This is a genomic window from Pseudomonas sp. A-RE-22 (assembly GCF_019956035.1).
Classification (GTDB): domain Bacteria; phylum Pseudomonadota; class Gammaproteobacteria; order Pseudomonadales; family Pseudomonadaceae; genus Aquipseudomonas; species Aquipseudomonas brassicacearum.
Genome location: NZ_JAHBCZ010000077.1, coordinates 196924 through 223288 on the forward strand (window position 1 = coordinate 196924; position 26365 = coordinate 223288).

General features: G+C 60.9%; 28 protein-coding genes and 1 pseudogene. 13 read left to right on the top strand and 16 right to left on the bottom strand.

Going from position 1 to position 26365, the window contains the following annotated elements; genetic code table 11:
• Positions 1–110: 110 nt before the first annotated feature.
• Both KGA89_RS28195 and KGA89_RS28200 read right to left on the bottom strand, forming a co-directional pair.
• Positions 111–1784 carry a DEAD/DEAH box helicase gene (locus KGA89_RS28195; RefSeq protein WP_003199404.1) on the bottom strand — a complete coding sequence of 558 codons (1674 nt, stop codon included), beginning with the start codon at positions 1782–1784 and terminating at the stop codon, positions 111–113.
• Positions 1785–2273: 489 nt separating this feature from the next.
• Entirely contained in the window at positions 2274–3029 is a 756-nt protein-coding gene (locus KGA89_RS28200; RefSeq protein WP_003199402.1) for a spermidine synthase, read from the bottom strand.
• Between the two features lie 142 nt (positions 3030–3171).
• On the opposite strand from KGA89_RS28200, the gene KGA89_RS28205 reads away from it, so the two are divergent.
• Positions 3172–4518, top strand: a complete 1347-nt coding sequence (locus KGA89_RS28205) for a class II 3-deoxy-7-phosphoheptulonate synthase (RefSeq protein WP_223473084.1) — start codon at positions 3172–3174, stop codon at positions 4516–4518.
• Between the two features lie 135 nt (positions 4519–4653).
• On the opposite strand, the gene KGA89_RS28210 is transcribed toward KGA89_RS28205, so the two are convergent.
• Together KGA89_RS28210 and KGA89_RS28215 are read right to left on the bottom strand one after the other, a co-directional pair.
• Positions 4654–5883: a winged helix-turn-helix domain-containing protein gene (locus KGA89_RS28210; protein WP_223473085.1), complete on the bottom strand. Its 1230-nt coding sequence runs from the start codon at positions 5881–5883 to the stop codon at positions 4654–4656.
• A gap of 64 nt (positions 5884–5947) precedes the next feature.
• Entirely contained in the window at positions 5948–6166 is a 219-nt protein-coding gene (locus tag KGA89_RS28215; protein ID WP_003199394.1) for a DUF1127 domain-containing protein, read from the bottom strand.
• Positions 6167–6263: 97 nt separating this feature from the next.
• Here KGA89_RS28215 and KGA89_RS28220 point away from each other — a divergent pair, with 97 nt between their 5' ends.
• The gene (locus tag KGA89_RS28220; protein ID WP_027912697.1) at positions 6264–7118 is read left to right on the top strand and encodes a LysR substrate-binding domain-containing protein; all 855 of its coding nucleotides are present in this window, start codon (positions 6264–6266) and stop codon (positions 7116–7118) included.
• Here KGA89_RS28220 and KGA89_RS28225 read toward each other — a convergent pair.
• Entirely contained in the window at positions 7108–7857 is a 750-nt protein-coding gene (locus KGA89_RS28225) for a sulfite exporter TauE/SafE family protein (protein WP_013692579.1), read from the bottom strand. The two genes, KGA89_RS28220 and KGA89_RS28225, sit on opposite strands and share 11 nt — an antisense overlap.
• Before the next feature lie 145 nt (positions 7858–8002).
• Between KGA89_RS28225 and KGA89_RS28230 the strand changes: the two genes are divergently transcribed.
• From KGA89_RS28230 to KGA89_RS28240, 3 genes are all read left to right on the top strand, one after another.
• Entirely contained in the window at positions 8003–8464 is a 462-nt protein-coding gene (locus KGA89_RS28230; RefSeq protein ID WP_003199391.1) for a MarR family winged helix-turn-helix transcriptional regulator, read from the top strand.
• A gap of 343 nt (positions 8465–8807) precedes the next feature.
• Positions 8808–9227 carry an organic hydroperoxide resistance protein gene (locus KGA89_RS28235; protein ID WP_223473086.1) on the top strand — a complete coding sequence of 140 codons (420 nt, stop codon included), beginning with the start codon at positions 8808–8810 and terminating at the stop codon, positions 9225–9227.
• 35 nt (positions 9228–9262) lie between these two features.
• Complete coding sequence (locus KGA89_RS28240; protein WP_223473087.1) at positions 9263–10276, top strand: alpha/beta hydrolase; 1014 nt, start codon at positions 9263–9265, stop codon at positions 10274–10276.
• A gap of 136 nt (positions 10277–10412) precedes the next feature.
• Here the strand turns inward: KGA89_RS28240 and KGA89_RS28245 are convergent, their stop codons facing one another.
• Positions 10413–10982, bottom strand: coding sequence for an elongation factor P (locus KGA89_RS28245; protein ID WP_003199385.1), 570 nt, complete (start codon positions 10980–10982; stop codon positions 10413–10415).
• A 48-nt stretch (positions 10983–11030) separates the two neighbouring features.
• A complete protein-coding gene (gene earP, locus KGA89_RS28250; protein ID WP_003199383.1) occupies positions 11031–12164 on the bottom strand; it encodes an elongation factor P maturation arginine rhamnosyltransferase EarP in 1134 nt (377 codons plus the stop codon).
• A gap of 121 nt (positions 12165–12285) precedes the next feature.
• Between earP and KGA89_RS28255 the strand changes: the two genes are divergently transcribed.
• Positions 12286–12672 (top strand): hypothetical protein, encoded by a 387-nt coding sequence (locus KGA89_RS28255; protein WP_223473088.1) that lies wholly within the window; start codon positions 12286–12288, stop codon positions 12670–12672.
• 2 nt (positions 12673–12674) lie between these two features.
• Positions 12675–13157 carry a GreA/GreB family elongation factor gene (locus tag KGA89_RS28260; protein ID WP_003199378.1) on the top strand — a complete coding sequence of 161 codons (483 nt, stop codon included), beginning with the start codon at positions 12675–12677 and terminating at the stop codon, positions 13155–13157.
• 7 nt (positions 13158–13164) lie between these two features.
• On the opposite strand, the gene cysB is transcribed toward KGA89_RS28260, so the two are convergent.
• From cysB to KGA89_RS28280, 4 genes are all read right to left on the bottom strand, one after another.
• Positions 13165–14139: an HTH-type transcriptional regulator CysB gene (cysB, locus tag KGA89_RS28265; RefSeq protein ID WP_003199376.1), complete on the bottom strand. Its 975-nt coding sequence runs from the start codon at positions 14137–14139 to the stop codon at positions 13165–13167.
• 110 nt (positions 14140–14249) lie between these two features.
• Entirely contained in the window at positions 14250–14750 is a 501-nt protein-coding gene (locus KGA89_RS28270; protein ID WP_003199370.1) for a universal stress protein, read from the bottom strand.
• Between the two features lie 96 nt (positions 14751–14846).
• On the bottom strand, positions 14847–15752 hold the full coding sequence (locus KGA89_RS28275) for a 5'-nucleotidase (RefSeq protein ID WP_003199368.1): 906 nt from the start codon (positions 15750–15752) through the stop codon (positions 14847–14849).
• 20 nt (positions 15753–15772) lie between these two features.
• The gene (locus KGA89_RS28280; protein ID WP_003199366.1) at positions 15773–16726 is read right to left on the bottom strand and encodes a putative 2-dehydropantoate 2-reductase; all 954 of its coding nucleotides are present in this window, start codon (positions 16724–16726) and stop codon (positions 15773–15775) included.
• Positions 16727–16993: 267 nt separating this feature from the next.
• Here KGA89_RS28280 and KGA89_RS28285 point away from each other — a divergent pair, with 267 nt between their 5' ends.
• A complete protein-coding gene (locus KGA89_RS28285) occupies positions 16994–18070 on the top strand; it encodes a 3-deoxy-7-phosphoheptulonate synthase (RefSeq protein ID WP_003199364.1) in 1077 nt (358 codons plus the stop codon).
• Positions 18071–18254: 184 nt separating this feature from the next.
• Here KGA89_RS28285 and KGA89_RS28290 read toward each other — a convergent pair whose 3' ends face one another.
• Entirely contained in the window at positions 18255–18536 is a 282-nt protein-coding gene (locus KGA89_RS28290; RefSeq protein WP_003199362.1) for a GNAT family N-acetyltransferase, read from the bottom strand.
• A gap of 635 nt (positions 18537–19171) precedes the next feature.
• Between KGA89_RS28290 and oprI the strand changes: the two genes are divergently transcribed.
• Entirely contained in the window at positions 19172–19423 is a 252-nt protein-coding gene (gene oprI / locus KGA89_RS28295) for an outer membrane lipoprotei OprI (RefSeq protein ID WP_003199355.1), read from the top strand.
• Positions 19424–19564: 141 nt separating this feature from the next.
• On the opposite strand, the gene KGA89_RS28300 is transcribed toward oprI, so the two are convergent.
• From KGA89_RS28300 to KGA89_RS28310, 3 genes are all read right to left on the bottom strand, one after another.
• On the bottom strand, positions 19565–20536 hold the full coding sequence (locus KGA89_RS28300; RefSeq protein WP_003199349.1) for a L,D-transpeptidase family protein: 972 nt from the start codon (positions 20534–20536) through the stop codon (positions 19565–19567).
• A gap of 244 nt (positions 20537–20780) precedes the next feature.
• Positions 20781–21074 (bottom strand): hypothetical protein, encoded by a 294-nt coding sequence (locus tag KGA89_RS28305; RefSeq protein WP_003199347.1) that lies wholly within the window; start codon positions 21072–21074, stop codon positions 20781–20783.
• A 56-nt stretch (positions 21075–21130) separates the two neighbouring features.
• Positions 21131–21736: an arylesterase gene (locus KGA89_RS28310; RefSeq protein WP_003199345.1), complete on the bottom strand. Its 606-nt coding sequence runs from the start codon at positions 21734–21736 to the stop codon at positions 21131–21133.
• Positions 21737–21746: 10 nt separating this feature from the next.
• Here KGA89_RS28310 and KGA89_RS28315 point away from each other — a divergent pair, with 10 nt between their 5' ends.
• Genes KGA89_RS28315 through greB form a run of 3 tightly spaced genes read left to right on the top strand, consistent with a single transcriptional unit; the run spans position 21747 to position 25466 of the window.
• Positions 21747–22430, top strand: coding sequence for an ABC transporter ATP-binding protein (locus KGA89_RS28315; protein ID WP_003199342.1), 684 nt, complete (start codon positions 21747–21749; stop codon positions 22428–22430).
• Positions 22430–24934: an ABC transporter permease gene (locus KGA89_RS28320; RefSeq protein WP_027912699.1), complete on the top strand. Its 2505-nt coding sequence runs from the start codon at positions 22430–22432 to the stop codon at positions 24932–24934. Before KGA89_RS28315 ends, KGA89_RS28320 begins: the two co-directional genes overlap by 1 nt.
• Positions 24935–24968: 34 nt before the next feature.
• Positions 24969–25466, top strand: coding sequence for a transcription elongation factor GreB (gene greB / locus KGA89_RS28325; RefSeq protein ID WP_003199337.1), 498 nt, complete (start codon positions 24969–24971; stop codon positions 25464–25466).
• An 8-nt stretch (positions 25467–25474) separates the two neighbouring features.
• Here the strand turns inward: greB and KGA89_RS28330 are convergent, their stop codons facing one another.
• Positions 25475–25783 (bottom strand): class I SAM-dependent methyltransferase, encoded by a 309-nt coding sequence (locus KGA89_RS28330; RefSeq protein WP_223473089.1) that lies wholly within the window; start codon positions 25781–25783, stop codon positions 25475–25477.
• Positions 25784–26213: 430 nt separating this feature from the next.
• Here KGA89_RS28330 and KGA89_RS28335 point away from each other — a divergent pair.
• Positions 26214–26365 (top strand): annotated as a pseudogene (locus KGA89_RS28335) (IS4 family transposase); the annotation flags it as partial.

Sequence of the window (26365 nt, forward strand, 5' to 3'; positions counted from 1 at the left end):
CGCGAATGGGACAACGCCAATCAACCTGAAGGAACACCAAACGACAGGCAAAAAAAATCCCCGAACCAGTCGGGGATTTTTCATGTTCGATCAATCAGCCCAAGAGCCGATCAATCTTCGCGATAGCGACGCAGCTTGAGCTGCTTGCCAGCCACACGAGTGTCTTTCAACTTGGTCAGCAACTTCTCCAGACCATCTTCCGGCAGCTCTACCAGGCTGAAGCTGTCACGCACCTGGATGCGGCCGATAGCTTCGCGGGCCAGGCCGCCTTCGTTGAGGATGGCACCCAGCAGGTTCTTGGCAGCGATGCCGTCACGGGCACCCAGCGCGGTACGGCAGCGAGCACGACCTTCGGCCAGCGGGATCGGCGCACGACGCTCGCGATCACCACGATCCGGACGATCACCGGTGCGCTCAGGACGATCGCCACGCGGTGCGTTGTTCGGCACCAGGGGACGTTCCTTCTCGATTGCAGCCAGGTTCAGCGCTTGGCCATTGGTGGCCTTGCGCAGCAGTGCGGCGGCCAGGGCGCGTGGGCTGCAACCGATGTCGGCGGTCAGGCGATCGAGCAGATCACCGTGGGTCGATTCGGCGTCAGCCACCAGTGGCGACAGGCTGTTGGTCAGTTTCTTGATGCGGGCATCGAGAACGGCCTGGGCGTCCGGCAGGCGAACTTCAGCTACCTTCTGGCCAGTTACACGCTCGATCACTTGCAGCATGCGGCGCTCACGCGGGGTGACCAGCAGCAGCGCACGGCCTTCGCGACCGGCACGGCCAGTACGGCCGATACGGTGAACGTAGGATTCCGGATCGTACGGCATGTCCACGTTGAATACGTGGGTGATGCGCGGAACGTCCAGGCCACGGGCAGCAACGTCGGTCGCCACAACGATGTCCAGGCGGCCATCCTTGAGGGAGTCGATCACACGCTCACGCTGGTTCTGGGCAATGTCACCGTTCAGCGCAGCGGCTTTGTAGCCTTTGGCTTCCAGGGCGCTGGCCAGGTCCAGGGTCGCTTGCTTGGTGCGCACGAACATGATCAGGGCGTCGAAGTCTTCCACTTCCAGCAAGCTGAGAACGGCAGACGTCTTCTGGTCAGCGTGAACCAGCAGGTGAGCCTGTTCGATCGCGGTGACGGTCTGGGTCTTGGTCTGGATCTTCACGTGTTGCGGATCGCGCAGGTGGCGCTCGGCAATGGCGCGGATCGATTGCGGCAGGGTGGCCGAGAACAATACAGTCTGGCGGGTTGCTGGCAGGGCCTTGAAGATGACTTCCAGGTCATCCATGAAACCCAGCTTGAGCATTTCGTCGGCTTCGTCGAGAACCAGGTGGTTCACGGTGGCCAGGACTTTTTCGTCACGACGCAGGTGGTCGCACAGACGACCCGGAGTGGCGACAACGATCTGCGCGCCATTACGGATGGCTTTGAGTTGTGGGCCCATCGGGGCACCGCCGTAAACGGCCACAACAGTAACGCCAGGCATCTGCTTGGAATAGGTTTCGAAAGCGGTTGCTACTTGCAGCGCCAACTCACGAGTTGGCGCCAGGATCAGGGCTTGCGGTTCGCGCTTGGCAGGATCGATGCGATGCAGGATCGGCAGGGCGAACGCAGCGGTTTTACCCGTACCGGTTTGCGCCTGGCCAATCATGTCGTGGCCGGCCATGATGATCGGGATCGATTGCTGCTGAATCGCCGAAGGTTCTTCGTAGCCGGTCGCAGTGACGGCAGCGAGAATGTTCGGGTTGAGATTAAAAGCGGCGAAGCCGCCGGTTTCCTGGGTCATGGGTCTGCCTCTAAGTGCATCCGCAAAGACCCATGCTCCAAAGCTGCGCATGCCGTGTTGAGACTCAAGAGTCGCCCTGGCTGCTTTGTCGGCGGGGATTTGCGAAAACGAATGAATGAAAAAGAACGTCGTGGAAGCATCCGTTGTGCGGACATGCAACCGAAGCTGACTTCGGGGAATTGCGCTACCTTGACGCGGCCCGGCTAAAGGCCGGCGCGCACTATACCGGAATTCGCCCAAAAAGGGAGCTTTTTTTATTGCCAGACACCGTTATGGGGCTCGCTGTCACAGGCCCAGGGGTTAACGGTACAACCGTTTGTTTTGCAGAGGCCCAGCGTTGCGGGGATGAGGTGCTAAAACGGTTCATCTTTACCTGTGGGAGCAAAGCTTGCTCGCGATGCGGACACCGCGATTTGCGCAGGTACTGAGTTGCATTCATCGCGAGCAAGCTTTGCTCCCACAGGGGGGGTGTCACACCCTGGACGGGTGTCACGTTGCCGGGCGAATGGCCTTGATCAACGACTGCAACGAATAGCCCAGTCGCGGCGCCAGCCCTTCGGCCCTGGCGACCAGCCCTTGCATGTCCAGCTCCTGATCCAGGTCCGCCGGCACGATGAGGATCACATTGCCCTCCTTCACCGGCAGCTCCCAATAATGCCGGTGGTACAAGCCGCGCAACAGCGCCGCCCCCAATGGCTTGCCGTCATCGGTGGCCCACTGGTTGATCACCAGCCAGCCGCCCGGGTTGAGGCGTTTCTGGCAGTTTTCCAGGAAGCCCCAGGCCAGGTGCCCGACGCCGGGACCGACATCGGTATAGAGGTCGACGAAAATCAAGTCCGCCGGCTCGGCGCTTTCAAGCAGCTCCAGTGCATCGCCGACGCGGATGTACAGCCGCGGATCGTCATCCAACCCCAGGTATTCGATGGCCAGGCGTGGCACGTCGGGGCGCAGTTCAATGGCCTCGACATCTTCCAACGGCAGGAACTTGAGGCAGGCCTGGGTCAACGTACCGGCGCCCAGCCCCAGAAACAGCGCACTTTCCGGCTGCTCGTGACACAACGCGCCGATGAGCATGGCGCGGGTATAGTCATATTCGAGCCAGCTCGGATCGGCTGTGAACACGCAACTCTGCTCGATGGCATCGCCAAACTCGAGAAACCGGTAATCGGCCACTTCGAATACGCGAATCATGCCGAACTCGTCGTGCACCTCGGCGAGCAAATGCTCGACGCGCTCCTCTGTCATTTCATCTCCTGATGGTGACCGTGCCGGCTTGAGCCTGCGTATACGGGACAAAGGCGCGATTGTCCGCGAAGCAACCGGAGCAGGTCACGCACTAATTTGCTGATAACATGGCCGTCCAAGCGTAAATCACCTAGAGATCATGATGAGCCAACCCTGGAGCCCTGACAGCTGGCGCGCCCTGCCGATCCAGCAACAACCTCGCTACCCCGACGCCGCGCACCTGTGGCAGGTAGAGCAGACCCTGGCCAGCTATCCGCCTCTGGTGTTTGCCGGCGAGGCCCGGGAGTTGCGCCGTCAGTTCGCCGAGGTGACCCAGGGCCGGGCGTTCCTGCTGCAAGGCGGCGACTGCGCCGAAAGCTTTGCCGAGTTCTCGGCGGCCAAGATCCGCGACACCTTCAAGGTGCTCTTGCAGATGGCGATCGTCATGACCTTTGCCGCCGGCTGCCCGGTGGTCAAGGTCGGGCGCATGGCCGGGCAGTTCGCCAAACCGCGCTCAGCCAATGATGAAACCATCGACGGCGTGACCTTGCCGGCCTACCGGGGCGATATCGTCAACGGCATCGGTTTCGACGAGAAAAGCCGCGTACCGGACCCGGAGCGGTTGCTGCAGTCCTACCACCAGTCCACCGCCACCTTGAACCTGCTGCGCGCCTTCGCCCAGGGCGGGTTCGCCGACCTGCACCAGGTGCACAAGTGGAACCTGGACTTCATCGCCAATTCGGCCCTGGCGGAAAAGTACAGTCACCTGGCCGACCGCATCGACGAAACCCTGGCATTCATGCGCGCCTGCGGCATGGACAGCTCGCCGCAACTGCGCGAAACCAGTTTCTTCACTGCCCACGAAGCGTTGCTGCTCAATTACGAAGAAGCCTTCGTGCGCCGTGACAGCCTGACCAACGATTATTACGACTGCTCGGCCCACATGCTGTGGATCGGCGACCGCACCCGTCAGTTGGACGGCGCCCATGTCGAATTCCTGCGCGGGGTGAACAACCCGATCGGGGTCAAGGTCGGCCCGAGTATGGATCCCGACGACCTGATCCGCCTGATCGACGTGCTCAACCCGCAGAACGACCCCGGCCGGCTGAACCTGATCGCCCGGATGGGCGCCAACAAGGTCGGCGAACACTTGCCGCCGCTGTTGCGCGCCGTGCAGCGTGAAGGCAAGCAAGTGCTGTGGAGCTCAGACCCGATGCATGGCAACACCATCAAGGCCAGCAGCGGCTACAAGACCCGCGACTTTGCACAGATTCTCGGTGAAGTGAAGCAGTTCTTCCAGGTCCACGAAGCCGAAGGCACCTATGCCGGCGGGATTCACATCGAGATGACCGGGCAAAACGTCACCGAATGCATCGGCGGCGCACGCCCGATTACCGAGGACGGGCTGTCGGACCGCTACCACACCCACTGCGACCCGCGGATGAATGCCGATCAGTCGCTGGAGCTGGCGTTTTTGATTGCCGAGACGTTGAAGCAGGTTCGGCGGTGAGTCAGTAAGGCTTTCGGTGCCTGCTGGATTGCTGTCGCGAGCAAGCTCGCTCCCACATTGGATCGGCTGTGAACACAAAACCTGTGGTCACCAGAAATCCCTTGTGGGAGCGAGCTTGCTCGCGAAGGCGTCGGCTCAGTCACCATCGACCTGGGCCAATGCCACCGCCAACCGCACCCCACTCACTCGCTGGCAATTGAGCTGGACCCGCTCCAACCCCAGCCACCGGGCCATGCGCCTCAAGTTCAGCGCCAGGGCCTGCATCCCCTCCTCGTCCAGCCCCGACGCGTCCTCGTGCACGGCATGCACGGCCAACTGCCCCAGGGCCCGCTCCGCCCGCAGGTCCACCCGAGCGGCAATACGTTCGTGGTGCAGGAACGGCAACACGTAATAGCCATACACCCGCTTGTGGACAGGCGTGTAGATCTCCAACCGGTAGCGAAAGTCGAACAACCGCTCGGTACGGCCGCGCTCCCAGACCAGCGAGTCGAACGGCGACAGCAAGGCACTGGCGGCGACTTTGCGAGGAACTTTCGCCTCAGGTCGGCACCAGGCCGGTTGTTTCCAGCCCTGCACCTGGCAGCGCAGCAGCTCTCCGGCCTCCTCCAACTCAGCCAGGCGCCCACGGCTGTCGGCCGGAGCGAGGCGAAAGTAGTCGCGCAGATCTTTCTCTGTGGCAATGCCCAAGGCGTCGGCTGCATGTAGCAGCAAGGCGCGTTGGGCCTGGGCCTCGTCCGGCAACGGTTGCTGCAGGATCGAGGCCGGCAGGACCCGTTCGGGCAAGTCGTAGAGCCGCTCGAACCCGCGCCGCCCCGCCACCGTGACTTCACCCGCGGCAAACAGCCACTCCAGCGCATGTTTCTCCGCACTCCAGTCCCACCAAGGCCCGGCCTTCTCCTGGCGCGTGGACAAGCTGCCAGCACCCAGGGCGCCCTGCTCCTGGACCGACGCCAGGACACGGCGGATGACATCCTGGCGTTCTTGGCCGAAACGCGCCAACTGCTGATAAATCCCTTCGCCACCCGACGCCCGATTCATGCGCCAGCGCATCAACGGATACATCGACATCGGCAGCAGCGACGCTTCATGCCCCCAGTATTCGAACAGCGTACGACGTCGGCCCTGGCTCCAGGCTGCTTGATCGAGCAAATCGCGATTGTAGTGACCGAGGCGGGAGAACAGCGGGAGGTAATGCGAGCGCACCAACGCATTGACTGAGTCGATCTGCAGGACGCCGAGGCGTTCGATCAGGCGGTTGAGGCGTGAGGGTTGCACCGAAGCTGGCGGCGACCGCCCATCGAATCCTTGGGCGGCCAACGCCAGACGCCGGGCCTGTTTGAGGGTAAAGGACAGAGTCGCGGGCATGGAGATCTCCTTCTCTGCTCGCAACCTACCTCACCAATAAGGGGTTTGTGTAGGAAAGGATGGCTCATTTGTGCATTGGGTCGTCCCAGAATGGCCGGACCACTTCCTGTTCCACGTCGGCACGACTCACGCCAATGTCCTTGAGCGCCTCGTCGCTCATTCCGGCCAGCAGTTCGCGTTCGTGGTGCAATTCGTACCAGCGACTAAACTTGTGCAGCAGGGCGCTGACGGAAAAGCCGTGGGAGAGTTTGTCTATCAGTAGATAACCTTTTTGACCTTTCATCGTGATGTCCTCCGTTGGGGATGGATCAAGTCTCGCGCTAACGATAAGATCAATCCAACGAATGTTTCTTATGCAATACATCTCGGAGATTGATCAATTGTCGAGTTACCCGAGCATCGATACGGAAGTGCTGCGTACCTTTGTCGCCATCGCCGACCAGGGCGGTTTTACCCGGGCCGGGGAATTGGTCAATCGCACCCAGTCCGCCGTCAGCATGCAGATGAAGCGGTTGGAAGAAGACGTATTGCAACGCCGCCTGTTCGAGCGTGACGGACGCCAGGTCAAGCTCACCGCCGAAGGCCAGGTGCTGCTGGGCTACGCTCGGCGGATCCTCAAGCTGCACAGCGAGGTGTTCAATACCCTGCGCGAACCGCACATGGTCGGCACGGTGCGCATCGGCACGCCGGACGATTACGTGATGCGCTTTCTGCCTGGCATCCTGCAACGCTTCGCCCAGTTCTACCCGCTGATCGAAATTGAAGTGCACTGCGAATCGTCCAAGCAGTTGCTGCTGCGCCAGGACCTGGACCTGTCCATCGTCACCCGCAAGCCAGGGGACGAAATCGGCCAGTTGCTGCGCAAGGAGCGTTTTGTCTGGGCCGAAGCCGCCTGCTTCAACGTCCATGAACAAACACCGCTGCCGCTGGCGATGTTCAACAGTGACTGTTTCTGCCGGCAATGGGCCTGCAATGCGCTGGATGCCATGGGTCGCGATTATCGCGTGGCATACAACAGCTCGAGCCTGTCGGCGCTCATGGCAGTGGTGGGCGCCGGCCTGGCAATCACGGCGCAACTGGAAAGCCTGCTGACCCCGGATATGCGCGTACTGGGCGAAGCTGAAGACCTGCCGGAACTGCCCGAGGCCAGCATCATGCTGATCCGCAACCTGCATAACCCCTCGCCGATCACCGAGTGCCTGGCCGAGCACATCGTCGAAGGCTTCAAACTTTAAAGGCGAGCAGCACCGCGCACAGCACCAGGAAACCGCAGAACAGCCCGCGCAACAGCCGCTCCGGCAAGGCGTGGGCGACTTTCACCCCCCAACTGATGCTCAGCAGGCCACCGACGGCCAGCGGCAGGCCGATGCTCCAGTCCACCTCATGGTGAAACGCATAAGTGGCGAGGGTCACGCCGGTACTGGGCAAGGCCAGTGCCAGGGATAACCCTTGGGCGACCACCTGGCTGGTGCCAAAGATGCTGGTCAGGATCGGCGTCGCGACCACGGCCCCGCCAACCCCGAACAGACCGCCCATGGTGCCGGATGCTGCCCCCAGTACGGCGAGCCATGGCCAGCCATAACGCATCTGCGCCGAAGCCGGTGCATTGGCGGCGAACATGCGGGCCAGGTTGTAGAGGGTCAGCGCGATCAGGAACGCGACGAAGCCGATCCGCATGCTGTTCGCGTCGATCCCCACGGCCCAGATCGAACCAAGCCAGGCAAAGCAGAAACCCATGGAAGCCAACGGCAGGACATGGCGCAATTCAATGCGATTGCGCTGGTGATAGCGCCACAACGCGAGCATCACGTTGGGCACCACCATGACCAGCGCCGTACCTTGGGCCAGTTGCTGGTCGAGGCCGAACCAGACGCCCAGCACCGGAATGGCAATCAGGCCGCCACCGATCCCGAACAATCCCCCCAAGGTGCCCAACACGGCACCAAACACCAAAAACAGCACAAATTCGAACAAGACGATTCCCCTTTCCTTAGGGGCCATATCCTACGCAGTCGGCGTCGGCGGGGAAACGTAACATCGGTTCAGAACGTCAGAATTATCTGGCGCATTAAAGATTCGCCCGCTAGATTCGTAACGATCATTGATTGAAGGTTTTGCCATGAACACCCTGCGCGACACCCCCGAAGCCTGCGAAGCCCTGCTGCTCGACAACCAGGTCTGTTTCGCCCTGCACTCCACCTCACTGCTGATGACCAAAGTCTACAAGCCGCTGCTACAGGCCCTGGGCCTGACGTATCCGCAATACCTGGCGATGATGGTGTTGTGGGAAAAGGACGGATTGACCGTCGGTGAAATCAGCACACGTCTGCTGACAGACCCCGGCTCGCTGACGCCACTGCTCAAGCGCCTGGAGGCCGAAGGCCTGCTGAGCCGCACCCGCAGCCGTGAAGACGAACGCGTAGTGATTGTCGAACTCACCGAACAGGGTCGCGCCCTGCGCGAAAAAGCCCTCGACATCCCCCAGTGCATCCTCGCCGCCAGCGGCCTGACCCTGGAGCAGTTGAAGAAGCTGCAACTTGACCTGCAGGCACTGCGCGGGCATTTGCAAGACAGCCTCTGACTTACCTCCAACTGACCCACCGCTATCGCGAGCAAGCTCGCTCCCACACTTGATGCTCAGTGACTATAAATCTGCGTTCGACGCAAATCTAATGTGGGAGCGAGCTTGCTCGCGATAGCGGCAGTCCTGTCGCTCCCTGATCTGTAACTCGCCCATCTAAATTTTTTTTGCTGCGCTTAAACGCTCTAGATAAAGGGTTACACGCCCTTTCAGCGGCGCAAATTCAACTCGCCTCGAAAATTTATCTTGCGCACTAAATATTAGCGTTATACATTCTCTTCACACCTACTTAGCGCGCAAACATTTAGCGCAACAACACCAATCCAGAAACGAGGCTCTCATCATGCAAACTCTCTACACCGCAATCGCAACCTCCACCGGCGGCCGTGATGGTCGTGCGATCTCCAGCGACAACATCCTCGACGTCAAACTCGCCACGCCCAAGGAACTCGGTGGTGCAGGCGGTGCGGCGACCAACCCTGAGCAACTGTTCGCCGCCGGCTACTCGGCCTGCTTCATCGGCGCACTGAAATTCGTGGCCAGCCAGAGCAAACGCAAGATCCCGGACGACGCCTCGATTACCGCCCATGTCGGCATCGGCCAGATCCCCGGCGGTTTCGGCCTCGACATCGACCTGCACATCAACCTGCCAGGGCTGGACCAGGCCGACGCGCAAAGCCTGGTGGATGCGGCTCACCAGGTCTGCCCGTACTCCAACGCCACCCGCGGCAACGTTGATGTGCGCCTGCACGTCACCGTCTAACCACCGACCCTGGACGCGAACCTAAGGAGATCCACATGAACACGCTCAGCAAAGCCTTGACCGCCACCCTTCTCGCCCTCGGCGTCAGCAGTGCCTTCGCCGACAGCATCGTCGAGCACAACACCCAGGCGTTTCTCGACGCGCTGAATGCCGGCACCGGCAAGCCCCTGGAGCAACTGTCGCCCAAGGACGCCCGCGCCGTATTGGTGGGTGCCCAGGCGGGGGTGAAACTGACCTTGCCCAAGGCCGACGTCAGCGAGAAAACCATCCAGGTCGATGGCCAACCGATCAGCCTGACCATCGTTCGCCCGGCCGGGGTCAAGGGTGAGTTGCCCGTGTTCATGTTCTTCCACGGGGGTGGCTGGGTATTGGGTGACTTCCCGACCCACGAACGCCTGGTTCGGGATCTGGTGGCGGGCTCGGGCGCTGTCGCGGTGTTCGTCAACTACACGCCCTCACCCGAGGCGCATTACCCGGTGGCGATCAACCAGGCCTACGCCGCCACGAAATGGGTGGCCGAACACGGCAAGCAGATCAACGTCGACGGCAAGCGCCTGGCCGTGGTGGGCAACAGCGTCGGCGGCAACATGGCGGCGGTCGTGGCCTTGATGGCGAAGGACAAAGGCACGCCGGCGATCCGCTTCCAGGCATTGCTGTGGCCGGTGACCGATGCCAGCTTCGAGACGGCGTCCTACAACCAGTTCGCCGAAGGGCACTTCCTCAGTAAAAACATGATGAAGTGGTTCTGGGACAACTACACCACCGACGCCGGGCAACGCAGCCAGATCTATGCCTCGCCGTTACGCGCCAGCACCGCACAACTCAAGGGCCTGCCGCCCGCGCTGGTACAAACTGCCGAGGCCGACGTCCTGCGCGATGAGGGTGAAGCCTATGCCCGCAAGCTGGACGCAGCCGGTGTACCCGTCACCGCCGTGCGCTACAACGGCATGATCCACGACTATGGCTTGCTCAACGTGGTCAGCCAGGTGCCGGCGGTACGTTCGGCGATGCTGCAGGTGTCGCAAGAGCTCAAGCAACACCTGAAGTGACTTGTGATGAAACACTGTGGGAGCAAGGATCAATCCCCTCACCACAGACCCCATCCTGTCCCTTGGCCTGAACATGATCCGCAGGCATAAAAAAGCCCGACTCAATGGTCGGGCTTTTTCATACACAAGGCTTCGCTTATTTAGCGCGGCCTTTGTAGGAACCGCCTTCGCGGGTATCGATCTCGATCATGTCGCCGATTTCGATGAAGTCAGCTACCGACAGTTCGGTACCGTTCTTCAGTTTGGCAGGCTTCATCACCTTGCCGGAAGTGTCACCGCGAGCGGAGCCTTCGGTGTAGTCAACCTGACGCACGATGGTGGTCGGCAGCTCTACGGAAACCAGGCGCTCTTCGAAGAACACGGCTTCGCAGACGTCGGTCATGCCTTCTTCGATGAACGGCAGAACGCTTTCGATGTCTTCGGCGTTCAGCTCGTACATGGTGTAGTCAGTGGTGTCCATGAACGTGTAGGTGTCGCCGCTGATGAAGGACAGGGTCGCTTCTTTGCGGTCGAGGATCACGTCGTCCAATTTGTCGTCGGCGCTGTAGACGATCTCGGTCTTGTAACCGGTCAGCAGGTTCTTCAGCTTGGTCTTCATGATCGCGCTGTTACGACCCGACTTGGTGAACTCAGCTTTCTGAACCAGCCAAGGATCGTTTTCGAGACGGATCACGGTCCCGGGTTTCAGTTCTTTACCAGTTTTCATTGCGAATATCCGAATTTGGATGGGATTTACAAAAATCTAGGCCGCGTATCATATCCAATTTACATAAAACTTCACCAGCGCTGCGGCAAGATCGGCTCGCGAGGCCTGTTCCAGACACCACGCCTGGGCATGTTCGGCCAGTTCCTGCTGCTGTTCACGGGTGTCTTTCCAATGTTCAGTCATCTCCTGGCCGGCATTCCAGGCCCGCCAAAGACCGCTGATCGCTTTTTGCGCCGCCTGGGAAAGCCCCTGGGTGTAGAGCCTGAGAAACGCCTCGAGTTTTTCCAGGTGGACGTCTTCTTCCTGCTGGTAGATGTGCCAGAGCAACGGCCGGCCGGCCCATTGGGCGCGCACGAAGGAATCTTCGCCACGCACGGCGTTGAAATCGCAACACCATAACAATTGATCGTACTGGTCCTGGCGGATGAACGGCAATACCTGCACCGTCAGTGCGCCGCGTCGATGTACCGCACCGACCGCCAGGCCGTCGACGCCAAGCCAACGCTCGACATCACCCAGTACCCGCCCTTCGGGAACCAGCACATGAAACGCCTGGGCATCAGCGGCCATTGCGTCAAACCAGCTCGCCAGCCCGGCGTTCTCATAGGCAAACAGCGAGATAAGGCAGGTATTCGGCGCCCGCTCGACGCCCAGACCTTGCAGGAACATTCGTTGCGCCGCGGCATCCTGCTGGAATTGCCGGCGGCGTTCCAGAAGCCCCGCCTCACGCAGCAGGCCACCTGTTCCTTCCTGGAAGCCCGGGAAAAAGAAATATTTCTGCACGTGCTTGTACTTGACCGACGGTAGGCCGTGGCAACCGATCACCCAGTCCTCGGCGCTCAAATAATCAAGGTTCATCCACAGGGGCGTCGTCTGGCGCGCCGCCATCGCATCCATGTAGGCGCTCGGCAGTTGGCAGGCAAACGCAGCGATCACCACGTCGGCGGCGTCGGTGGGCGCCCACTCCCCAGGCCAGTGACACACTTGCACACCCTGCTGCCATTGCTCGGACAGGGTGACGTCGATTTCCGGACACAACCGTTCGAAGGCACGCAGGTCATCGACCCATAGCCGCACCGCGCATCGATGCTCGGCCACCAACTGCCGAGCCAGGCGCCACGTGACACCAATGTCGCCAAAGTTATCGACGACGGTGCAAAAAATATCCCAACGCACGGTCATTCCCGACTCCCTGTGGCAAAGGCCTGATTGTCCCGAATAAACCGATCACGCAGAAGAGCCGACGGCGATTAATCTTCATGCGACAATCATCGCCTGCCCATGACTCTGCCAGGAAGCAGCCATGCCCGATCACTCGACACCCTCGCGCCTCACGGCTTTGCAATTGACCTTCAGCATCGCCCTGGGCCTCTGGCTGGGGTTCCTCGCCATCGTGTTGACGAGCTGGCTGCTGTCCAGATTTCTGTTCAATGAACAACTGGCACCCGTGGCCGCCGCCGTCCATCAACTGGCGCAACCACCGGCGGTGCAACCACCCCCAGAGCCGCCCACACCGATGTTCGAGCAGTACCAACAGAACCTGCAACGGAACGAGCAGCGCCACGCGCTCGATCAGGCCCGCAACAATCCGCGCAACCTGTCCAACCCCAAGTGCCAGTTCTGGCTGCAACAGGACCAGACTGCGCCCAGTGAAAAAAGCCGCGCCAACGTTCTGCAATTCTGCGAATGACCATGAACAAACAGACCGTCCACCAGTTGATTCTCGACAAGCTCAAGATTGATCTCGACATCGCCGAACGCGCCGCGCAGACCGCCTACGAAACCGCGACCCACGAAGAAAACATCGCCGAGAACAAGTACGACACCCTGGGTCTCGAGGCGTCCTACCTCGCCGCCGGACAAGCCAGGCGCGTGGAAGAAATCCGCCAGGCCCTCACCCTCTGCCAGAACCTGACGCTAAGGCCTTACGACGAGCAGCGCGGTATTCAGGTCGGCACCTTGATCGGCCTGGAAGATGAGGACGGCCGTCAGCAATGGCTCTTCCTGGGGCCGGATGCGGCGGGCTTGAAGGTCTCGCTGGTGGGCCAGCCGATCACTGTCATCACCCCTCGCTCACCGCTGGGCCGCGGCCTTCTGGGCAAGTTCGAAGGGGATGAAGTAGAGATCGTGGTAGCGGGCGCCCGGCAACAGTTCGCTGTCACCGAGGCGATCTAGAAGGGTCTTAGTGCACCGGTAGTTCGACGCCGTCGAACAACTCTTCGAGTTCTTGCTTGTTGTGGCACTGGATGGCCTTGGCCATGACTTCCCGGGTCAGGTGCGGTGCAAATTTTTCGATGAAATCGCACATGAAACCCCGCAGGAAAGTGCCACGACGGAAGCCGATCTTGGTCACGCTGGATTCGAACAACTCGCTGGCATCCAGCACCACCAGGTCGCTGTCGAGCTTGGTATCGACGGCCATCTTCGCGACGATGCCCACGCCCAGGCCCAGGCGAACGTAGGTCTTGATCACGTCGGCATCAGCGGCGGTGAACACTACTTTCGGCGTCAGGCCACGATGGCTGAAGGCTTCGTCAAGCTTGGAACGACCAGTGAAACCGAATACGTAGGTCACGATCGGGTATTCGGCCAGAGCTTCGAGGGTCAGCTTCGGCAGCTTCGTCAACGGATGGCCCTGGGGCACGACCACACAGCGGTTCCAGCGATAGCACGGCATCATCACCAAATCCCCGAACAGTTCCAGGGCCTCGGTGGCAATGGCGAAATCCACCGTGCCGTCGGCCGCCATCTCGGCGATCTGCATTGGCGAGCCTTGGTGCATGTGCAGCGCCACGTCGGGGTATTGCTTGATGAAGTTGCTGATCACCGGCGGCAGCGCATAGCGGGCCTGGGTGTGGGTAGTGGCGATCGACAGGGTGCCTTTTTTCTCGTTGGAGAACTCCTGGGCGATCTGCTTGATGCTTTCGACCTTGCGCAGGATCTCGCCAGCGGTGGTGATGATGCGCTCGCCGGCCGGAGTCACGCGGGTCAGGTGTTTACCGCTGCGGGCGAAGACTTCGACGCCCAATTCATCTTCCAACAGGCGGATCTGCTTGCTGATGCCAGGTTGCGACGTGTAGAGGCTTTGGGCAGTAGCGGAAACGTTGAGGTCGTGGTGCGCCACTTCCCAGATGTAGCGCAGTTGTTGAAGCTTCATATGTATCCCTCAAAGCAGTTGGACGCCACGGGCATCAGCGACGGTATATAACTATATGAAAGGTTACGACAATAAATCTAGAACTTTTTATAAAAAGCCATCATTTAGCCTCAAGCCTCTCCCTGGCGTCGGCGCTGTACCAGCGGTACCAGGTAGACCGGTACCCGGGATAACTGCAACACCCGTGCAGCGGTTCTGCCCAAGGGGGTCTCACCGCTTGCCCCTTGGCAATGACTGCCTACGATCAGCAAGTCGACAGAGAGTTTCGCAGCCTGCTCCAGGATGACCTGGGAAGGATCGCCCTGGTACACCCTGACCGACTTGATCAGTTGCAAATCCTGCTGCCCGTCTCCCAACTCCTCGCGGAAACTGTCGAGCACTCGCTGTTCGATATTGGCCATCACCGTATTCAGACCTTGGCGATGAAATTCGTTCAGCGCCTGCTCATCGAGATAGCTCTGCAACACCGACTCGGCGAACAGCCCCATCGGTTCTACCGCATGCACTACATACAACTCGGCTTCAAACGTCCGTGCTAACGCCAAGGCATGCTGCATCACATAAGGGGCGTACAGGCCCAGGTCTGTGGCGTACAGCATCGAACGAATCATGTGACCTCCTCGCGTGCCAAAATGGCGGAGATTGATTCAGCTTAGCAGCGCCTCGGGGACTGCGACGTGCGGCTTGACGTCCCGGACCAAGGGCAGTCAGGGCTTCATTTCGTTACTGATACCGTGGGGCACGTGACCGGTGGCGACCACCTCTCGGGCCAGTTCGCAATGGCCGGTCTGGTCATCGAAAAAAACATCGGCGGCGAACGCTTCGAGGAAGGCCGATTTGGTCAGGCCGCCCAGGAACAACGACTCATCCAGGCGAATATCCCACTCACGCAAGGTCCGGATGACCCGCTCGTGGGCCGGTGCCGAACGGGCCGTCACCAGCGCCGTACGAATGGGACAGGCGTCCTCGGGAAACTCGCGCTGCAGTGCATTGAGCGCCGCCAGGAACCCCTTGAACGGCCCGCCTCGCAGTGGCTCGCGGGCGGCCTGTCGCTCGCTGGCCTGGAAGGCTTCCAACCCATCGGCCTGATAGACGCGCTCCGATTCATCGGAAAACAGCACGGCATCGCCGTCGAAGGCAATGCGCAGCTCCTCGCTGGCCGCGCGACTGGCACCACCCGACAGGATGGTCGCGGCGGCAAACCCGGCGTCCAGGGCGCTGCGCACGTCTTCAGCGTGGGTCGACAAAAAGAGATCGCAACCGAACGCCTTGAGGTACGGGTAAGGACTGCGGCCGCCAACGAAAGCCGCGCGCGAGATCGCCAGCCCGTAATGATGAATCGAGTTGAACACTCGAAGGCCGGTGTCGGCGCTGTTGCGCGAAACCAGAATCACCTCGACTCGGGCGCGCCCCAGGTGCTCGTTGAGGTTCAGCAGCTTTTGCACCAGGGCGAAGGCATCACCGGGTGCCAGGACTTCGTCTTCATGCTCGATCTGGTACTGCCGATAGGCTTCGACGCCACTGGACAAATACACCTTGTGGCTTTCCCGCAGGTCGAACAACGCCCGCGACGAAATCGCCAGCACCAGTTTGTCGTCGATGTTGTTTGCCATACCGCTCCCCTTTCGCCCGCTCAGCGGTTATATCGGTCCACGAACGCCAACGCCTGATACAAGGCTTCGATTTTCGGCAGCTCACACCCTGCCGCTTTCGCAGCCGCCAATGGCCGGCCGTAGATCGCGTCCAGTTCCAGCGCACGCTTGTGGGAATAATCGTGGTACATGCTCGGCCAGTAGTCGGGCATCTTCTCGGTCATCGTGAACAGATACTCGGCATAACCCGGCACGATGTGATGCCCGCAGGCTTGCGCACCGCGAACCACCTCCCCCATCAGTGCCTGGATCAATTCGCGGCTATGGTCGTTGGCCATCAACGGCGTGGTACTGGCGCCCAACAGAACCGAAAGACCGTTGTACGGCACATTCCACACCAGCTTCTGCCAGCGGGCCTGTTGCAGGCCCGGCATGGCCTGGGCATCGATACCGGCGTTGCGGAACAACGTCGCCGCCTCTTCGACGATCACCATGCGTTGTGCCTGGTCGGCGCAAGGCCCACTGTGATAACCGACGTTGACCGCGCCGAGGGCCTGGTGGGTGACGACACCAGGGCCGACGCGATGCACGCAGATCAGGCACAGGCCACCCAGCAGGTGCAACGAATCGGGCAACAAGGGTCGAAGATCGTCTTCGACATCCAGGCCGTTCTGCAGCAACAGGACTTTTGCCCCGTCAGCAGCAGCCTGGGTAATGGCCGGGGCCAGCTCGGCATTGCTGGTGGTCTTGGCGCCGACCAGCAGCCAGTCGCAGGGCGGCATGTCGGCTGCCGAGCGATACGCCTGGACGGGGTTGAGGGCCAGCGTACCGTGAACCGCGCTGTCGATCCGCAAGCCGGCTTCGGCCACGGCAGCAAATTCGCTGCGCAGTAAAAAGTGCACGTCAAAACCGGCACGCGCCAGCATCACGCCGTAGAACCCACCGATCGCCCCGGTGCCGATCATCCCGATCCGCGGTTTCACGCCTGCCTGCATCTCTGCAACTCTCCTGGTAAAAGTCCCTGCACACTATCAGCGCGAGCGGCATGGCATGCAATCATCATTACATCTGCTCACGAATCTGCTTTAGAGCCATCCCCAAGGCCTGTTCCCCAGCCTTTAGGGCATTAAACCCGACCCAGCCCATTGTCGAGCCACCTCGTAACGCGATAAGGTTCGGCTCCCCGACGCGCTTAAAATCCGCTGTGCACCGCCGCGCGGGGATCGCTGGCGGCCGGCACCCGTGACCTGACGAGTAACACGATGGCTGATTTACCGATCAACGACCTTAACGTCGCCTCCAACGAGACCCTCATCACGCCTGACCAGCTCAAGCGCGATATTCCCCTGAGCGACGCTGCCCTGCGCACCGTGACCAAGGGCCGGGAAGTCATCCGCAACATCCTGGACGGCACCGATCATCGCCTGTTCGTGGTCATCGGGCCCTGCTCGATCCATGACATCAAGGCCGCCCACGAATACGCCGAGCGCCTGAAAGTGCTGGCTGCGGAAGTCTCCGACACCTTGTACCTGGTCATGCGGGTGTATTTCGAGAAGCCTCGGACCACCGTCGGCTGGAAAGGCCTGATCAACGACCCGTACCTGGATGACTCCTTCAAGATCCAGGACGGCCTGCACATCGGTCGTCAATTGCTGCTGGACCTGGCGGAAATGGGCCTGCCCACGGCCACCGAAGCGCTGGACCCGATCTCGCCGCAATACCTGCAGGACCTGATCAGCTGGTCGGCCATCGGCGCGCGCACCACCGAATCCCAGACCCACCGCGAAATGGCCTCCGGCCTGTCGTCGGCAGTGGGCTTCAAGAACGGCACCGACGGTGGCCTCACCGTGGCGATCAACGCCTTGCAGTCGGTCTCCAGCCCACACCGTTTCCTGGGCATCAACCAGGAAGGTGGCGTGTCGATCGTCACCACCAAGGGCAACGCCTACGGTCACGTGGTACTGCGCGGTGGCAATGGCAAGCCGAACTACGATTCGGTCAGCGTCGCGCTGTGTGAACAGGCGCTGAACAAAGCCAAGATCAAGCCGAACATCATGGTCGACTGCAGCCACGCCAACTCCAACAAGGACCCGGCACTGCAACCGCTGGTGATGGAGAACGTGGCCAACCAGATCCTGGAAGGCAACCAGTCGATTATCGGCCTGATGGTCGAAAGCCACTTGAATTGGGGCTGCCAGGCCATCCCGAAAGACCTCGCCGACTTGCAGTACGGCGTCTCCATCACCGATGCCTGCATCGACTGGAGCGCCACCGAGAACACCCTGCGCAGCATGCATGCCAAGCTCAAGGATGTTCTGCCGAAGCGGCAGCGCGGCTAAAAAAGATCGCAGCCTCGTTGCACTCGACAGCTCCTACACAGCTCCAATACGCTCCTACGCAGCTTCTACACATATTTGGAGCGGGGATGTAGGAGCTGGCGAAGCCTGCGATCTTTTGCTTTCCTCAAGACATAAAAAACGCCGGGCTCTTCAGCCCGGCGTTTTTTATTGGGAATCCGTTTTCTCAGAGTTTCGCCGCGTGCCGCTGGTGACGCTCCATGTAGCGCTCCACGTAGGAACAGGATGGGATCACCGTATAGCCCATTTCTTCAGCGTACTGCAGCGCACTTTCGGTCAACGCCGCCGCGATGCCCCGGCCGCGCAAGGCATTGGGCACGAAGGTGCGATAGATATCCAGGGTCTGCTTGCCCAGGTCCATATAGGTCAGATAGGCACGATGACCGTCCACATTGGTCTCGAACTGATGACCAGCCTGGTCATGGTGGATGGTAACCGCCTCGCTCATCACTACTCCTCGCGGGTCTGAATGCCGACCCCTACCTTACCGATGTTTTTCCGGCGAAGGAACATCTACGCCACCCCGTGCCTTCCTGGTCACCGAGCGCCAAAACCGATCCGCTCAAACCCGAGCACGTCGTGAATAGTAGGCACCAATGACGCAAATGCTCAAGGCACGCCTGTCATCGAAGGGGTAAACCTCGTCGGGTTTATCGATTGAGCGCCATCGTCGCGCTGTAGTCGGTCACGGTGCAATAGCTGAACATCGCCAGTTGTTGAGTCTTGAGACGAGCGCGCGTAGTTAAAGTCACCGCCAATACCAATAAAGATGCCTGGAGCATTGCACAAAAAATGTACAAAAGTGTAGGTGAATCAATAAACAACGGTGTTAGCGAGGGCTGCTGGAGTTCTCCGTCGCTACGGAACTTTTTTTCGTTGACGCGCTCCAGCAAAGGGCTTCGGGCTGTATATTTTTTAAACACCCCTTAGAAAAGTTGCTCGAAAAAGAATCACCGCCTACAATTTTTTTGCTTCTTGCGCTACGTCAGTTTACTTACTACAAGTAATGGGTAGTATGTACGCCGGCTAACTCCTCAGTCTGGGGAGACAGTCACTAATAGAATGTCCTTGAAGGGGAACACGATGAACAACGTTCTGAAATTCTCTGCTCTGGCCCTGGCCGCAGTTCTGGCTACCGGTTGCAGCAGCGCATCGAAAGAAACCGAAGCACGTCTGACTGCTACCGAAGACGCAGCAGCTCGCTCCCAGGCTCGTGCAGACGAAGCTTACCGTAAAGCTGATGAAGCTCTGGCTGCTGCTCAAAAAGCACAACAGACTGCTGACGAAGCTAACGAGCGTGCTCTGCGCATGCTGGACAAAGCTAGCCGCAAGTAATAGTCCTTCGGGATTGTTATCGAGCCGACCCATTTTTGGGTCGGCTTTTTTTTTGGGTTCGAGAGCTATTGCCCGGTGTTTTCCCAAGCAATAAAAAACCCGCCGACATCGCGAAACGTCGGCGGGTTGTTGTCGAGTCTTTTACTGCTGCAAGTCGATCGGCGCGCTCGTGACCATCGGTGCCGAGGTATTCGGAACAGCGATTTCCACCGGCATGCCATCTTCGGCCGCCACCACGTCCCGCACCACGTCCCAGTTCATGCGCAAGTTGCTGGTGATGTCTTCACGCTTGAGCATCGCGTTGATCACTGAGGTGTGCTTGTCCACCACCGACGGGTTGCCCTTGTCGTCCAGCGGTGTGTGAGCTTCCAGGTACACCTTGCCACCGCTCAAGCCCAGCTTGTAGGGGTCGTTGATGATCCGCACCGATGTCCCCACCGGCACCATGCCGGCCATTTCCAGCACGTTGTTGTTGAACATCCGGAAGCAACCGTGGCTGGTCCGCATGCCGATGCCGAACTTCTTGTTCGAACCATGGATCAGGTAGCCCGGGGTGCCCAGGGTGAACTTGAACGGACCCAGCGGGTTATCCGGGCCGGCGGGCACGACATTCGGCAGCGGGTCGCCGTCAGCGGCGTGTTCGGCCTTGATCGATGCCGGCGGGGTCCAGGTCGGGTTCGGCGTCTTGGCGATGATGCTGGTGTGGGCGATCGGCGATCCCCAGCCCTCACGCCCAATCCCCAGCGGGAAGGTGTAGACCACGTTCCGCCCCTTGGGGAAATAGTAGAGACGGTACTCGGCAAGGTTGATCACGATGCCCTCGCGCGGACCCGGCGGCAGGATGAAGCGAGTCGGCAGCACGATCTCGGTGCCTGCGCCCGGCAACCAGGGATCGACCCCGGGGTTGGCGGCGACCATCTCGCTGTAGCCCAGGTCATAGGTGGTACCCAGGTCGGCGAAGGTGTCTTCGTATTTGGCCTTGATAACCTGCACCTGGCCAACGATGTCTTCACCCGGCGGTGGCAGAGGCAGCTCCAGGGCGGCAACGGGGCCCGCCATACACAGGGCGGCAAGAGACAGGCAGCGGGCGACGGCAGGCAAGCGCGGCAACATCCGGGAAATCCTTCGCAGATCGAACAAGGGGTTATGAAAACGGCGATTGTACACTGCCACCTGTTATTTCGGGGAGAGCGGTACAGAGGCGTCCGATGCGCAGCATGCCTGGAAGCTGAAATGAAACCCAGTGGGAGCGAGCTTGCTCGCGATAGCGGTGGGCCTGCTTGCATTAATGTTGAATGTGCCGCCGCCATCGCGGGCAGGCTCGCTCCCACAAGGGACATGTCGGAAATCTGAGGGATTACAACTCGAACCGCAGCTCCGGCCAGATTGGCGAGGTGCCGCGTTTCTGGGACTCCAGGATCGCCCGGCACAACGAGCACAGCCGATGATCCTGGAAAATCTTGCGATCGACGCTCGACCAGCGTGGCTGGGCCGGCAGCAGGCTGCCGCAGAGAGTTCGGTCGGCCGAGCCACCCAGCTCCAACTGCCGGGTCACCAGGTGCACCCGTACTTCCTGGCAGGCGAACAGATCCAGCTGCTCGTCAGGCTCGATCAGTTGGTAGGCAAACAGGGACCAGGCGGGACGCGGCATCGGGGGCTCCAAATCGGGGGCGCCACATTAGCCGAAAGCCCGCCGGTAGAAAAGCGTCAAAGCAGCGGTTTCAGTGTCGGCCAGACATTTTCCAGCAACTTGCCCTGGGCCGCGACGGACGGGTGCAATCCGTCGCCTTGCATCATGGTCGGGATGCCACCGACGTCCTTGAGAAAAAACGGCACCAGCGGGACTTTTTTCTCCTCCGCCAGGGTGCTGTAGACCCGGGCAAAGGCATCGGTGTAGCGCCGTCCGTAATTGGGTGGCAGTTGCATGCCCAGCAAAAGTACCTGGGCACCGCTGGCACGAGCGCTGTCGATCATCGCTGCAAGGTTTTGTTGCAATTGTGTTGGCGGCTGTCCGCGCAGGCCATCGTTGCCGCCCAGTTCCAGGATCACCAGGTCCGGCTTATGGGCTGCAAGCAGCGCCGGCAGCCGCGCCTGGCCTCCGGCACTGGTGTCGCCACTGATGGAAGCATTGACCACTTTATCGTCAAAACCCTCGGCCTTGAGCCGTTGTTCGAGCAACGACACCCACCCTTGCCGGGTATCCAGGCCGAAAGCCGCGCTGATACTATCGCCAACGATCAGGACTGTACCCGCCGCTGCGTTCTGGGCCATGCACATCAAGGCCAGGCCGGCACTCAAAAACCACACACGCATCGGATTCTCCATGGGCTCAAGCATTCTCACCGCGACGGACCTTAGCAAAGTGGTCTCCAGCGCGGAAGGTGAACTGACCATCCTGCACGAACTCAGCCTGGAACTGAACAAAGGCGATAGCCTGGCCATCGTCGGGGCGTCCGGTTCCGGCAAATCCACTCTCCTGGGCCTGCTGGCCGGCCTCGACCTGCCCAGCAGCGGCGAGGTGACACTCGCCGGCCAAGCGCTCAGCGCTCTGGATGAAGACCAGCGTGCGCGGATCCGCGCCGAGCATGTCGGCTTCGTCTTCCAGTCGTTCCAGTTGCTCGACAGCCTCAATGCACTGGAAAACGTCATGCTGCCGCTGGAACTTGACGGGCGCAAGGATGCCCGCGAACGGGCCACGCAACTGTTGCAGCGCGTCGGCCTGGGCCAGCGCCTGACCCACTCGCCACGCCAGCTCTCCGGCGGCGAACAGCAACGCGTGGCGATTGCCCGCGCCTTTGCCGCCGAGCCCGACGTGCTGTTTGCCGACGAACCCACCGGCAACCTCGACAGCCATACCGGCGAGCGCATCAGCGACCTGCTGTTCGAATTGAACAAGGAACGCGGCACGACCCTGGTGCTGGTGACCCATGATGAACGCCTGGCCCATCGTTGCCGGCGCCTGATCCGACTTGAAGCCGGCGAGATGGTCGCCCCTCTGGAGCCTTGATGGCACGCTTGCCGCTGTTGCGCCTGTTCAGTCTCGCTGTCCGTCAATTGCTTCGCGATGCCCGCGCCGGTGAGTTGCGGGTGTTGTTCTTCGCCCTGCTGGTGGCGGTGGCGGCCAGTACCGCCATCGGTTACTTCGGTGCCCGCCTCAACGGCGCGATGATGATGCGCGCCACCGAGTTCCTCGGTGCCGACCTACTGCTCGAAGGCAGCTCCCCCGCCCGCCCGGAGCAGATTCGCAGCGGCATCGAACTGGGGTTGGAACACGCCCGGGTGGTGGAGTTTTCCAGTGTTGTGGCCACCGACAATGGCATCCAGCTGTCCAGCGTCAAGGCGGCCGATGACAGCTACCCATTGCGCGGCGAGCTGAAAAGCACCCCCACCCCGTTCGCCCCGGAAGAAATCGGCGGACGCCCGAACCCTGGCGAGGCCTGGGTCGAAGCACGACTGCTGACGGCACTGGAGCTGAAGATCGGCGACAGCATCGACGTCGGCAACCAGACCTTGCGCCTGAGCCGCGTGCTGACTTATGAGCCCGATCGCGCCGGCAACTTCTACAGCCTCACCCCGCGGGTACTGATCAACCTCAAGGACCTGGAGGCCACCGGCGTGGTCCAGCCGGGCAGCCGTGTCAGCTATCGCGACCTGTGGCGCGGCCCGGCATCGGCGCTGCAAACCTACCGCGACCTGGTCAAGCCAGGCCTTGAAGCCAACCAGCGCCTGCAGGATGCCCGCGACGGCAACCGGCAGATCGGTGGCGCCCTGGGCAAGGCCGAACGCTACCTGAACATGGCCAGCCTGGTGGCGGTGTTGCTGTCCGGTGTCGCCGTCGCGCTCTCGGCCAACCGCTTTGCCACCCGACGGTTCGACGCCAGCGCGCTGCTGCGCTGCCTGGGCCTGTCACGCCGGGAAACCATGGTGCTGTTCAGCCTGCAATTGACGGTGTTGGGCCTGCTCGCCAGCATCAGCGGCGCCCTGCTCGGCTGGATCGCCCAACTGGGCCTGTTCGCCCTGCTGCATGACCTGCTGCCCACCACCGTTCCGCCGGGTGGCCTGCTGCCGGCGATCGCCGGGATCGGCACCGGGCTGGTGGCCCTGGCGGGGTTCGCCCTGCCGCCATTGGCTGCGCTGGGCCGGGTACCGCCGTTGCGCGTGCTGCGCCGGGACATGCTGCCGATCCCCTCCAGCTCCTGGGTGATCTACGGTGCCGCGCTGGGCGCCCTGGGCCTGATCATGTGGCGCCTGAGCCTGGACCTGGTCCTCACCTTCGCCCTGCTGGGTGGTGGCGTCGTCGCCGCGCTGGTGCTCGGCGGCTTGTTGTTGCTGCTGCTCCAGAGCCTGCGTCGCCTGTTGGCCCGCGCTTCCCTGCCCTGGCGGCTGGGCCTCGGCCAATTGCTGCGCCATCCCTTGGCCGCCGCCGGCCAGGCCCTGGCGTTTGGCCTGATCCTGTTGTCCATGGCGTTGATCGCGTTGTTGCGCGGCGAGCTGCTGGACACCTGGCAAAACCAGTTGCCAAAAAACGCCCCGAACTATTTCGCGCTGAACATCCTGCCCAACGACAAGCAGGCCTTCACCGACAAGCTGCTGGCATTGTCGGCGCAATCGGCCCCGCTCTACCCCGTGGTACCCGGGCGCCTCGTCAGCATCAATGGCGAACCGGCCACAGAGTTCGTCACCAAGGACTCTGCGGGTGACCGGGCGCTGCAACGTGACTTGAGCCTGACTTGGGCCGCGGACCTGCCGACGGGCAACATCGTCACCGCAGGGACCTGGTGGCCGCAGCAACCACCGGACGATATCCCGGGGGTTTCGGTGGAAGGCAAAGTGGCCGAGAACCTCAAGATCAAGCTGGGCGACCGCCTGGTGTTCAGCGTGGGCGGCGTCAACCGTGAAGCGAAGGTCACCAGCCTGCGGGAGATCAACTGGGACAATTTCCAGCCCAACTTCTTCATGATCTTCCAGCCAGGCACATTGAAGGATCTGCCAGCGACCTATCTCACCAGTTTCTACCTGGCGTCGGGCCACGACCAACAGATCGTCGACCTGTCCCGGGCCTTTCCGGCGGTGACGATCCTGCAAGTCGAGGCCCTGCTCGAACAACTGCGCAGCATCCTGGCCCAGGTGACCCTCGCTGTGGAGTATGTGTTGTTGTTTGTACTGGCAGCGGGGATGGCGGTGTTGTTTTCCGGCCTGCAGGCGACCCTCGACGAGCGCATTCGCCAAGGCGCTCTATTGCGCGCACTGGGCGCCGAACGGCCCTTGCTGGTCAAGGCCCGGCGCATCGAGTTCGGCCTGCTGGGCGCGGTCAGTGGCCTGCTCGCGGCCCTGGGTTCGGAGCTGGTGAGCCTGGTGCTTTACCGGTACGCCTTCGACCTGCCCTGGCATCCGCATCCATGGCTGTTGGCATTGCCGCTGCTGGGGGCCTTGTTGATCGGCGCGGCCGGTGTGTTTGGCACCCGTCGAGCGCTCAATGCCAGCCCGCTGACAGTATTGCGCGAGGGTTGATAGACTCCCGGCTTCGCTATTACAAGAAGTTGCCATGAGCCGTTATCGCCCACCCCGCACCGCCGGCACCGCGCTGATCACCCCCGAGGGTGAAGCGCGGATGCGCGCTGAATTCCATGAGCTGTGGCATGTGCGCCGTCCCCAGGTGACCCAGGCGGTCAGCGAGGCGGCGGCCCAGGGTGATCGTTCGGAAAACGCCGAATACACCTACGGCAAGAAAATGCTGCGGGAAATCGACAGTCGCGTGCGCTTCCTCACCAAGCGCCTTGAAGCGCTTAAAGTGGTCAGTGAAAAACCCAGCGATCCGAACAAGGTGTACTTCGGTGCCTGGGTGACGGTCGAAGATGAGGATGGCAAGGAATCACGCTATCGCATCGTCGGCCCGGACGAGCTGGACCTGAAGCAGAACCTGATCAGTATCGACTCACCGTTGGCACGGGCCCTGATCGGCAAGGCCCTGGACGCCGAGGTCAGCGTCCAGACGCCTACCGGCGAGAAACGGGTCTACATCGTGGACATCGCGTACCCGTAATCCTCGCCTCAGCGGCGCGTGATCAATCCCTGCCGGGCCACACGGGTCAACTGCCGGATCATTTCAGGAGCGTCCGCCGCACTGGGGGACTGGATGACGGCCAGATCGAAACTGTCATTGGCGAACCGGGCCAGTGACTCGCCGTCTTCGACAAACTGGATCAGGAAAGCTGCGGGCCCATGGTTACGACGTGGCCAGCCGTCGAGATAGCGCAAGAGCGTTGGCTGGTGAGTGCCGCCCAGGAGAATTTTCGGATTGCGTTGCACAAGGTTCGCCGTGATCGGCGCAAGACGTACTAGGAGGCTGGGTGCGTTCATCGTGTCGTGTCTCTGCCTCAAAAGTCTGCATGGCAGGTGAGAGGCAACACCGAACCAGCGCTTTAGCGGTATTTCGAAGCCTTGTCTTCGGCTTCTATCGGCGACTGGATTGAGTCACCTGGCGCCCCGCAAGTAGCTGTTTAAATCGGCGCATGAGCGGCATCCTAGAGAAGCTGACTGGCCAGTGTCAAGAATCACTCTCCATAAAAAGGCCCGTAGAAGACAGTAATGCTGTTTTCTGATTATCTGTTCCGAGAGGTGTGGGTTGGTGTGTATATCCGTTGCTGCGGTAACGGCGACTTAGGGTTCCGCCCTTACGGCCAGCCCTTTCAAGGTCTTTGATAAAATCCCACAAAACTCAGTCAGGGTGACAGAAGCGATGTGGGCAGAAGTTCTAGCGCGGTTTGAGAAAAAAGCACCGGCCAGTGTCATGACCAGAGTGATTCTGGAGCAGGCTGTTCCTGCCGAATGGATCGATCAGATGTTCGAAGAACATCGTCAACGCCAGTATCCGCGTGAGCTGTTGTTCTCAACCATCGTTGAGCTGATGTCCCTTGTTTCATTGGGCTTGCGGCCTTCATT